The organism is Paracoccus versutus, assembly GCF_000763885.1.
Lineage (GTDB): Bacteria > Pseudomonadota > Alphaproteobacteria > Rhodobacterales > Rhodobacteraceae > Paracoccus > Paracoccus versutus.
The window spans coordinates 26,999-36,188 of sequence record NZ_JRKO01000052.1 but is presented as its reverse complement, the minus strand read 5'-3'; the positions used below and the strand labels follow the sequence as shown (position 1 = coordinate 36,188).

The 9,190-nt window shown below is 69.0% G+C and carries 11 protein-coding genes and 1 tRNA gene; 10 read left to right on the top strand and 2 right to left on the bottom strand.

The genetic code is table 11. The features are described 5' to 3' along the window. Positions 1 to 36: 36 nt before the first annotated feature. The 4 genes from IT40_RS20465 to IT40_RS28865 all read left to right on the top strand — a co-directional run bounded on the left by IT40_RS20465 (position 37) and on the right by IT40_RS28865 (position 2,822). Positions 37 to 1,857: an ABC-F family ATP-binding cassette domain-containing protein gene (locus tag IT40_RS20465; RefSeq protein WP_036759197.1), complete on the top strand. Its 1,821-nt coding sequence runs from the start codon at positions 37 to 39 to the stop codon at positions 1,855 to 1,857. A 182-nt stretch (positions 1,858 to 2,039) separates the two neighbouring features. Beyond that, positions 2,040 to 2,246: a cold-shock protein gene (locus IT40_RS20460; protein ID WP_036759195.1), complete on the top strand. Its 207-nt coding sequence runs from the start codon at positions 2,040 to 2,042 to the stop codon at positions 2,244 to 2,246. Between the two features lie 68 nt (positions 2,247 to 2,314). Further along, the gene (locus IT40_RS20455; protein ID WP_036759192.1) at positions 2,315 to 2,515 is read left to right on the top strand and encodes a hypothetical protein; all 201 of its coding nucleotides are present in this window, start codon (positions 2,315 to 2,317) and stop codon (positions 2,513 to 2,515) included. Between the two features lie 157 nt (positions 2,516 to 2,672). Further along, positions 2,673 to 2,822 (top strand): hypothetical protein, encoded by a 150-nt coding sequence (locus tag IT40_RS28865; protein WP_157034092.1) that lies wholly within the window; start codon positions 2,673 to 2,675, stop codon positions 2,820 to 2,822. A gap of 16 nt (positions 2,823 to 2,838) precedes the next feature. On the opposite strand, the gene IT40_RS20450 is transcribed toward IT40_RS28865, so the two are convergent. Beyond that, positions 2,839 to 3,414 (bottom strand): retropepsin-like aspartic protease family protein, encoded by a 576-nt coding sequence (locus IT40_RS20450; protein ID WP_036759219.1) that lies wholly within the window; start codon positions 3,412 to 3,414, stop codon positions 2,839 to 2,841. Next, complete coding sequence (locus tag IT40_RS20445) at positions 3,414 to 4,025, bottom strand: MarC family protein (RefSeq protein ID WP_036759190.1); 612 nt, start codon at positions 4,023 to 4,025, stop codon at positions 3,414 to 3,416. The genes IT40_RS20450 and IT40_RS20445 overlap by 1 nt, the downstream gene beginning before the upstream one ends. A 159-nt stretch (positions 4,026 to 4,184) precedes the next feature. Here IT40_RS20445 and IT40_RS30925 point away from each other — a divergent pair, with 159 nt between their 5' ends. The 6 genes from IT40_RS30925 (at position 4,185) to IT40_RS20415 (ending at position 9,089) form a co-directional block, all read left to right on the top strand. After that, positions 4,185 to 4,511, top strand: a complete 327-nt coding sequence (locus IT40_RS30925; protein ID WP_036759188.1) for a twin-arginine translocase TatA/TatE family subunit — start codon at positions 4,185 to 4,187, stop codon at positions 4,509 to 4,511. 18 nt (positions 4,512 to 4,529) lie between these two features. Continuing rightward, on the top strand, positions 4,530 to 5,039 hold the full coding sequence (gene tatB, locus IT40_RS20435) for a Sec-independent protein translocase protein TatB (RefSeq protein ID WP_036759186.1): 510 nt from the start codon (positions 4,530 to 4,532) through the stop codon (positions 5,037 to 5,039). A gap of 33 nt (positions 5,040 to 5,072) precedes the next feature. Next, positions 5,073 to 5,933, top strand: a complete 861-nt coding sequence (gene tatC / locus IT40_RS20430) for a twin-arginine translocase subunit TatC (RefSeq protein WP_036759184.1) — start codon at positions 5,073 to 5,075, stop codon at positions 5,931 to 5,933. Next, entirely contained in the window at positions 5,926 to 6,768 is an 843-nt protein-coding gene (locus tag IT40_RS20425) for an ATP-binding protein (RefSeq protein WP_036759181.1), read from the top strand. The genes tatC and IT40_RS20425 overlap by 8 nt, the downstream gene beginning before the upstream one ends. A gap of 200 nt (positions 6,769 to 6,968) precedes the next feature. Further along, positions 6,969 to 7,045, top strand: a tRNA-Met gene (locus IT40_RS20420). A 292-nt stretch (positions 7,046 to 7,337) separates the two neighbouring features. Next, on the top strand, positions 7,338 to 9,089 hold the full coding sequence (locus IT40_RS20415; protein ID WP_243700172.1) for a sigma-54-dependent Fis family transcriptional regulator: 1,752 nt from the start codon (positions 7,338 to 7,340) through the stop codon (positions 9,087 to 9,089). Positions 9,090 to 9,190 lie beyond the last annotated feature (101 nt).

Sequence of the window (9,190 nt, the reverse complement as noted above, 5' to 3'; positions counted from 1 at the left end):
GTTGACCCGGAGGCTGGCGCGGCATATCTGCCCCTCATGGCACGCGCACCGCTTTTGCAACTCACCGATATTTCCCTGACCTTCGGCGGCAATCCCGTCTTCGACGGGCTGAACCTGACCGTCCAGCAGGGCGACCGGCTGGCGCTGGTCGGCCGCAACGGCTCGGGCAAGTCCACGCTGATGAAGGTCATGGCCGGGCTGGTCGAGCCCGACAGCGGCGAGGTCGTCACCCCCGCCGGCATCCATGTCGGCTACATGGAGCAGGATCCCGACCTGTCCGGCTTTGCCACCCTGGGCGATTTCGCCCGCGCCGGCCTTGGCGACGCCGAGGGCTACCGCGTCGAGATGGCGGCCGAGGGGCTGAAATTCGACCCCGACCGCCCGACAGCCACCGCCTCGGGGGGCGAGCGGCGGCGGGCGGCGCTGGCCCGGCTTTTGGCCGAGGCGCCGGAACTGATGCTGCTCGACGAGCCGACCAATCATCTCGACATCGAGGCGATCGGCTGGCTGGAAGAGCAGCTTTCCACGACCAGGGCCGGCTTCGTGCTGATCTCGCACGACCGGGCCTTCCTGCGGGCGCTGACGCGGGCGACGCTGTGGATCGACCGCGGCGAGGTGCGCCGGCAGGACCGTGGCTTCGAACATTTCGAGGATTGGCGCGAAACCCTCTGGGCCGCCGAGGACGAGGCCCGCCACAAGCTCGACCGCAAGATCAAGGCCGAGGCCCGCTGGGCGGTCGAGGGCATCAGCGCCCGGCGCAAGCGCAACCAGGGCCGCGTCCGCGCGCTGGCCGCGCTGCGCGAGGAACGCGCCGGCCAGATCCGCCGCCAGGGCACGGCGGCGATGGAACTGGACGCGGGGCCGCAATCCGGCAAGCGGGTGATCGACGCCAGGGGCATCTCCAAGTCCTTCGGCGAGCGGGTGATCCTGAAACCCTTCGACCTGCGGGTGCTGCGCGGCGACCGCGTGGCCTTCGTCGGCCCGAACGGCGCTGGCAAGACCACGCTGATCAAGATGCTGACCGGCGAGATCGCGCCCGATACCGGCGAGGTCAGGCACGGCACCAACCTGGAAATCGCGGTCTTCGACCAGGCGCGCAGCGCCATAGACGAGACCGTGACGCTGTGGGACGCGCTGGCGGGCGATCCGTCCATGCGGGTTTCGGGGCGCTCGGACCAGGTGATGGTGCGCGGCAACCCGCGCCATGTCGTCGCCTATCTCAAGGATTTCCTGTTCGACGAGGCGCAGGCGCGCGCGCCCGTCGGCAGCCTCTCGGGCGGGGAAAAGGCGCGGCTTTTGCTGGCGCGGATCATGGCCCGGCCCTCGAACCTGCTGGTGCTGGACGAGCCGACCAACGACCTCGACGTCGAGACGCTGGACCTGCTGCAGGACATCCTGGGCGATTACGACGGCACGGTGCTGCTGGTCAGCCACGACCGCGACTTCATCGACCGCGTGGCCACGACCACGGTGGCGATGGAGGGCGACGGCCGCGCCACGATCTATCCCGGCGGCTGGTCCGACTATCGCGCGCAGCGCCCGCAGGCGACCCCCGCGCCCGAGCCGGCCCGGCCGGTCCCCGCCAAGCCCGCGCAGGTCGCGCCCGCGCCCAAGGCAGAGGCGGCGCGCGCCGGGCTCAATTTTTCGGAACGCAAGCGGCTGGAGACGCTGCCGGCCGTCATCGAGCGGCTGGAGGCCGAGATCGGCAAGCTGACCGAGTTCCTGGCCCAGCCCGACCTGTTCCAGACCGCCCCGGCCAAGTTCGCCAAGGCCAGCGACGCCCTGGTCGAACGCCAGCAGGCGCTGGCCGCCGCCGAGGAGGAATGGCTGGACCTGGCCGAGCGCGACCAGGGCTGAAGCGACCGAATATCCGGCCGCGCGCAGACAGCCCTTGCATTTTTGCGCTTTGCCCCCCATGTTCTGCGGGCTAGGTTATTTCTTCCGCATCCTGTCTCCTTTCCGGCTTCAGACTATGCTTCGATCTGACTGAGCCGGGCCGTCGCATGTCGCGGACGGTATTACTCTAAGGAGACATCACGATGGCCAATGGCACCGTGAAATGGTTCAACGCCACCAAAGGCTTCGGCTTCATCGCCCCCGCAGAGGGCGGCAAGGACGTGTTCGTCCACATCTCGGCCCTCGAGCGGGCGAACATCCGTCAACTCGATGACGGCCAGGCCGTGACCTTCGAAATCGAAACCGGCCGCGACGGCCGTCAATCGGCGCGCGACCTGGCGCTGGCCTGATCCGGCCCCCGATTTCAAGACAGATGGTCCGACCGATCCTGGTCGGACCAACCTTATCGGAGGCTCGCATGGCACCCAAGGACCGACTGAAGGGACTTTTCCGCGAGCCGACGCCGCTGACGGCGATGGATCGGACCACCTCCGAGGCCAGGCAGATCATCAGCGAGCAGACCCAGCGCCGCCAGGAGCTGACTGCAAGCCTGCGCGCGGCGCGGCTGGCCAGGGAAGCCGCCGACGGCGGGACAGCGGGCAAGAAGCGCAAGAAATAGACGCCTCGCGCGTCACGGGTCTCGCGCAGTTCCTCCTGACCGCCCCCATATTCTATCCCCTTATCGCGGCTGGTCCCATCGGGCCTTTCCTGGCGCAACCGGGCGAGGGTCGGGTGGGGGCGGCCCAATAATCTCAAGAAAAAAAGGCAAGACAAACATGGCAAGAACATCGAACAGGCGCGTCAATCGCCGCAAGATCACGCAAAGACAGCAGGACCGCCGCCGGCTGGCGATCATGTTCCTGAACAAGCAGATCGAAGCCTCGGCCGCTGCCGGGCGCGAGGGCAAGGCGGCCTCCGCCTCCTGAATCGTCAGGCGGCCGGTCAGCGTTCCAGGACCAGCCGGTTCCCCTCGATGCTGACACGGGCAAAGCGCGACAGGTAGGACATGCCCATCAGCGATTGCTCGAGTTCGGCGCGCAGCACCACCGCAGGAACGCGGGTGTCGCGGATCTCGCCGATGGCGACCGAATCGAGCAGCACGGTTGCGGTCTGGACGATGCCGTTCGCGGTGCGGGCCTGGCCGGCATAGGCCAGCGCCTCGGGGTCGATGCCGACGCGGGCGGCGTCCCTGGGCCCCAGCGCGATGCTGGTGGCGCCGGTGTCGATGACGAAGCGCACCGGGGTGCCGTTCACCTGCGCGGTCAGGTGGTAATGGCCGTCATTGCCGACCGGCACCTCGATCCGGCCGCCTTCCAGCATCCGTGCCTGCGGCGAGATGGTGCCGCGGATGTCGTCCCAAAGCCCGGCCAGCGCCACCGCGCCCAGGAAGATCAGCCCCCAGGCCGCCGCCTGCCGCAGCGTCTGGCCCGGCCGGACGCGCAGCTCGACCAGCAGGAAGCCGCCGACGGCGACCAGCAGCAGCACCAGATAGGCGATCCGACCGAACTCCTCGCCCATCATACCAGCCCCGAACCCTTGAGCCCGTCGATCACGAACTGGATCGACAGCGCCGCCAGCAGCATGCCGAAAAGCCGCGTGACCACCATGGTCCCGGTGCGGCCCAGCACATGCGCGATGGGCCCGGCCACGGCGAAAAGCGCGGCGGCGATGCCCAGGACCGCCAGCATGACCAGGTGGATCATCAGCGTATGGGCGGGGCCGGGGTTCTGCCCGACCAGCAGGATCATCGAGGCCAGCGCTCCCGGACCGGCCAGCAGCGGCGTCGCCAGCGGAAAGACCGAAGGATCGTCGTCATCGTCCCTGGCCTGGCCCTCGCGCCGCTCGGTGCGGCGTTCGAACAGCATGTCCAGCGCGGTCAGGAACAAGAGCAGCCCGCCGGCGATGCGGAAGGCGGACAGCGAGATGCCGATGCCGGTCAGGATCGCCTCGCCCGCAAGGCCGAAAAGCGTCATCAGCGCCGCAGCGATGGCCAGGGCCCGCCAGCCGATCCGCCGCCGCCGCTGCGGCGTCATGTCGCGGGTCAGGGCGATGAACAGCGGCGCAAGCCCCACCGGGTCGATCACGACGAACAGCGTGACAAAGGCGCTGATGATCTGGGTGCTTTCCATAGCGGGCGGTATGGCGTGGAACCTGGGCAGGGGCGAAGCGCGGCGGCGGGGCAAACGGCGCGATCACGCGTTTGGGGCTTTCGAAGAGGGCGATCCCGACCTATATCGGGACAGATGGATGCACCGCAAGGCCCAGGGGCCTGCCACGGAGGAAAACAGATGCACGCACCTTCACCCATGGCGCTATTGCTGATCGCAATCGTCGTTCTGGTTCTTTTCGGGCGCGGCAAGGTCTCGTCCCTGATGGGCGAGGTCGGCAAGGGGATCACCGCCTTCAAGAAAGGCGTCAAGGAAGGCGCCGAGGATATCGACGCCGCCGCCCACAGCGAGCCCAAGGAACTGGAGCAGCTGAAGACCGCCGACGACATCGAGCGCGCCCGCGCCGACCTGGCCGCCGAACGCGCCAAGCTTGACGCCGAGCGCGCCCGCACCGGCGCCGACAGCGCGCTGCGCGACGTGACGCCGACCGACTCGACCAAGCTCTGATCCCCCGGCCCGACGGTCATGTTGGATATCGGCTGGAGCGAGTTGCTGCTGATCGGCGTGGTGGCGCTGATCGTCATCGGACCCAAGGATCTGCCCAAGCTGTTTCACACGCTGGGCCGGATCACCGCGCGCGCGCGCTCGATGGCGCGCGAGTTCAGCAGCGCGATGGAGGATGCGGCCAAGAGCTCGGGCCTTGACGACGCGGCCAAGACGCTCAAGGACGTGAACGCGCTGAGCTCGAAACGCGCGCTGGGGCTTGACGCGCTGGAACGCGCGACCGAGCGGTTCGAGAAATGGGATCCGCTGAACCCCAAGGACGAGGCCGGCCGCAAGGCGCCCGTCCCCGATCCCTCGGCCCCGCTGCCGCCGCAGCCCGCGGCGAACGGCAGCGACGCGCCTGCCGCCCCGCCCGCCGACCTGCCGCCCGCGCCGGGCGTCGCCGCCCCGCCGGTAGCCGCCGAGGATGCGCTGGACACGGCCGAGGGGCGCCGCCGCCTGCACGCCGTGCGCCGGTCCGACCGCGCTTGACAAGACTGACATGAAGAGGCCGCTCCCGTGGCGATGAAATCTGCCAAGCCGGACGATATCGACGACACATCCGCCCCCCTGATCGAGCATCTGGCCGAGCTGCGCACGCGGCTGATCTGGTCGGTTCTCGCCTTCGTCGTGGCGATGGTGCTGTGCTATTTCGTCTGGAACCCGATCTTCGACTTCCTGACCCAGCCGATCTGCCACGCGCTGGAAAAGCGCGACCAGGCCTGCGGTCTGATCCTGCTGAAACTGCAGGAGGGGTTCTTCGTCGCCATGCGCATCGCCTTCTTCGGCGGTTTCGTGCTGGCCTTTCCGGTGGTCGGCTACCAGCTGTGGCGTTTCGTTGCGCCGGGGCTTTACCGCAGCGAAAAGAACGCGCTGCTGCCCTTCCTGGTCGCCTCGCCGGTGATGTTCCTGATCGGCGCGGCCTTCGCCTATTACATCATCCTGCCCTGGGCCTTCGACTTCTTCCTGGGCTTCCAGCAAGGTCCGGCGGCACAGCCCGCCGATCCGGCGGCCGCCGCCGCGGCTGGGGCGGCGGGTGCGGCGGGTGCCGAGCAGCCCTGGGCCGGCATCGTCTTCCAGGGCTCGGTCGAGGAATACCTGGCGCTGACCACCAAGTTCATCCTGGCCTTCGGCCTGTCCTTCCAGTTGCCGGTGGCGCTGACGCTGATGGGCAAGGCGGGGCTGGTGTCCTCGGAAGGGCTGGCCAGCGTGCGCCGCTATGCCATCGTGGTGATCCTGATCCTTGCCGCCATGGTCACGCCGCCCGATGTCATCAGCCAGATCGTGCTGTTCTCGGTGATCTACGGGCTTTACGAGGTGTCGATCTTCCTGGTGCGGCGGATGGAGAAGAAACGCGAGCTGGAAGAACAGGAAGCCGATGTCTGACGAAGCCCTGCTGCGCATCGCCGCGGCGCTGGAACGCATGTCGCCGCCGCCCGCGCCCGAGCCGAGTTTCACCGAGGCCACCGCCTATGTCTGGCAGCCCGACCCCGACCGGCTGGAGCCGGTGGCCGAGGTCAACCGCGTCGATCTGGTGCAGCTGATCGGCATCGACCGGGCGCGCGACACGCTGCTGGCGAACACGCTGCAATTCGCCCGCGGCCATGCGGCGAACAATGCGCTGCTTTGGGGTTCGCGCGGCATGGGCAAGAGCTCGCTGGTCAAGGCCGTGCATGCCGAGGCGGTGCGCCAGGGCCTGCCGCTGGTTCTGGTCGAGATCGCGCGCGAGGATCTGGGCTCGGTCGGGCGGCTGCTGGCGATCCTGGGCCGGGCGAGCGAGCGCCGCTTCGTGCTGTTTTCCGACGACCTGTCCTTCAGCCATGACGACACGCAATACAAGTCGCTCAAGGCGGTGCTGGACGGCGGCATCTCGGGGCGGCCGGCGAACGTGATCCTTTACGCCACCTCGAACCGGCGCCACCTGATGCCGCGCGACATGATCGACAACGAGCGCTCGACCGCCATCCATCCCGGCGAGGCGGTCGAGGAAAAGGTCTCGCTGTCGGATCGCTTCGGGCTGTGGCTGGGCTTCCATCCCTGCTCGCAGGACGAATACCTGGCCATGGTGCGCGGCTATTGCGACGCCTACGGCTTGCAGATCCCCGAGGAGCAGTTGCGCGCCGAGGCGATCGAGTGGCAGGCGACGCGCGGCTCGCGCTCGGGCCGGGTGGCCTGGCAGTTCTTTACCGATCTCGCGGGGCGCAACGGCATCGCGATCTGATTCGACGGGGTTTCCGCGCAGGCGGCGGTGACGCTTGCCGCGTGCGCCGTGGCGCGTGATTTTTGGGTATTTGGGCAACGAAGAAGATCGGCCGCGGGCGGGCATGGCGCAGGGGCTGGGGGCGGGCCAAAAACTTTCAGAAACCTGCTTTCGGCCCCTTGACGCCCCCCGCCGCCCGCCGTAAATCGCACGCACTCCGTGGCGGAGTAGCTCAGCTGGTTAGAGCAGAGGAATCATAATCCTTGTGTCGGGGGTTCAAATCCCTCCTCCGCTACCATTTCTTCCCCTTTGCAGATGAATTGCCCCTTCGGGTCCGTTGCCCTTTTGCGCGGGCGAGGGATGGGGGCGCCGGAACGGCGGGAAGCCCTTTGGGGAGCCCGCTGCTGCCGCGACCGGCGTAAAAGCCGCAGGTCGTCCGTCCGGCTTTTTCTTGACACCGGCAGGGCCGCGCACCTTACTATCCGTCAGCCTTTAACGCAGGGCGCAAGAACATGCCGGAAAGCATCCAGAAGGAGGACTGGGAGCGATTCCGAGCGCTGGGGAGCGTACCCCCCAGCATACGGGAGGTCGTGCTCAGATCCTGGGTCAGGTCCAGGGGACGCAAGGAGATCGAGACGCTCAAGCGCGCGCCCAGCGTCGCGCAGGACGAGTTGCGCGCGATCCGCAGCCGGAACCAGCGCCTGCGCTCGGCCGCGCAGACGGCGATCCGCCGCGCCGGCTACATGCTGAACGACGCGGGGATGATGCTGCTGCTTTGCGACCGCAGCGGCGTGGTGATGGAGGCCGAGGGCGATGCCCGCATCCTGTCGCGCGGGCAGGAAAACCACCTTCACCCCGGCGGCCATTGGAACGAGGACACCATCGGCACCAATGCGATCGGCACGGCGCTGCATCTGGTCAAGCCCGTCACCATCTCGGGCGTCGAGCATTTCTGCGAGGCGATCCAGCGCTGGTCCTGTGCCGCCGCGCCGATCAAGGATCCGTTCAGCGGCGAGTTGCTGGGCGCCATCGACATCTCGGGGCCTTCCGAACAGTCCTTCGGCCAGGTCGCGGCCTTTTCGGTCACGCTGGCCATGCAGATCGAAGAGGCGATGCGCAACGCCGGCCTGCAGGAGCATCGCCGCCTGGTCGAGCGGCTGCTGGCCGAGCGCCGCGACCGCAGCGGCGATGCGATCATGGTGCTGGACCGCTTCGGCCAGCCGGTCTGGTCCAGCGCCGGTTTCGATGCCGCGGCGGGCCGGGCCTGGGACGGCGAGGGCAGGGCGCTGCACCTGCCGGCCGACGCGCGCGATGGCGATCCGGGCCATCTGGCCGCCCGGCTGCGGCAGGTTCTGCCCCATGCCGACGTGGACGTGCTGGCGGATCGCGGCGACATGCTGGGTGTCATGCTTACCCTGCCGCGGCCCGGTTTGCGCCGCCGCGGCCCGGCCGATCCGGCGGTGGACCTGGCGCAGATCGCCCAGAGCGGCGCCTGCCTGGGCCCGATCTGCGCCGCCGCCGCGAAATATGTCGAGGGCAACGTGCCCCTGCTGATCGAGGGGCCGGTGGGGGCGGGAAAGGAAACCCTTGCCCGTGCGCTGCATGGTGCGGGGCCGCAGGCGGGCCAGCGCTTCGAGTTCGTCGATTGCAGCCTGCTGGACCCCGATGCGCTGCGCGACGACCTGGTCGATGCGGGCGCGTTGACGCGGTTGGCGGAAAGCGGCGGGACGCTGTGCCTGGACGAGCCGGCCCAGGCGCCGCCGCCGGTGCAGGCGCTGCTGGCGCAGGTTCTGGCCCATCTGCGCCGCGCGGCAACCGCGCCCTTGCAGATCCTGTCGCTGTCCTCGGCCGGCCTGGCCGAGCGGATGGCTCAGGGCGAGCTGCGCAGCGACCTGTATTTCCGGCTGGCCGCCGCCACCCTGCGCCTGCCCGCCCTGGCCGAGCGGCGCGACGACCTGCCCGCCCTGATCCGCCGCTTTGCCGCGGCCTATCCGCAGCAGCGCCATGGCCGGGCCCTGCGCTTTACCCCGGCGGCGATGCTGCATCTTCAGGCGCATGACTGGCCGGGCAACCTGCGCGAATTGCGCAACCTCATGGAATCGCTGGGCGCGACCTCGCTGAGCGGGCTGGTCGACGTGGCCGACCTGCCGCGGCACCTGACCCGGCCCGCCGGGCCGCGGGCCGAAAGCACCCTGCGCGACCGCGAACGGGCCGAGATCGCCGCCGCCGTGGCCGAGGCGGGCGGCAACATGACCGAGGTCGCCCGGCGGCTGGGGATCGCGCGCTCGACGCTGTATCTGAAGCTGGACCAATACGGCATCCCGCGCCCGCGCCGCGACTGACGCGCCGGCAGCTGTCCGCCCGCTGTCCGACACATCGTCCGAAAACCGGACAACACGGGCCGGCCCCCCGGTTCCATCCTGTCATCACGCCACGGGGAGGT

Coding starts and splice junctions, on each gene's coding strand:
- IT40_RS20465 (WP_036759197.1), top strand. CDS start 37: ATGGCACGCGCACCGCTTTTGCAACTCACCGATATTTCCCTGACCTTC.
- IT40_RS20460 (WP_036759195.1), top strand. CDS start 2,040: ATGGCCAATGGCACCGTGAAATGGTTCAACGCCACCAAAGGCTTCGGC.
- IT40_RS20455 (WP_036759192.1), top strand. CDS start 2,315: ATGGCACCCAAGGACCGACTGAAGGGACTTTTCCGCGAGCCGACGCCG.
- IT40_RS28865 (WP_157034092.1), top strand. CDS start 2,673: ATGGCAAGAACATCGAACAGGCGCGTCAATCGCCGCAAGATCACGCAA.
- IT40_RS20450 (WP_036759219.1), bottom strand. CDS start 3,414: ATGGGCGAGGAGTTCGGTCGGATCGCCTATCTGGTGCTGCTGCTGGTC.
- IT40_RS20445 (WP_036759190.1), bottom strand. CDS start 4,025: ATGGAAAGCACCCAGATCATCAGCGCCTTTGTCACGCTGTTCGTCGTG.
- IT40_RS30925 (WP_036759188.1), top strand. CDS start 4,185: ATGCACGCACCTTCACCCATGGCGCTATTGCTGATCGCAATCGTCGTT.
- tatB (WP_036759186.1), top strand. CDS start 4,530: ATGTTGGATATCGGCTGGAGCGAGTTGCTGCTGATCGGCGTGGTGGCG.
- tatC (WP_036759184.1), top strand. CDS start 5,073: ATGAAATCTGCCAAGCCGGACGATATCGACGACACATCCGCCCCCCTG.
- IT40_RS20425 (WP_036759181.1), top strand. CDS start 5,926: ATGTCTGACGAAGCCCTGCTGCGCATCGCCGCGGCGCTGGAACGCATG.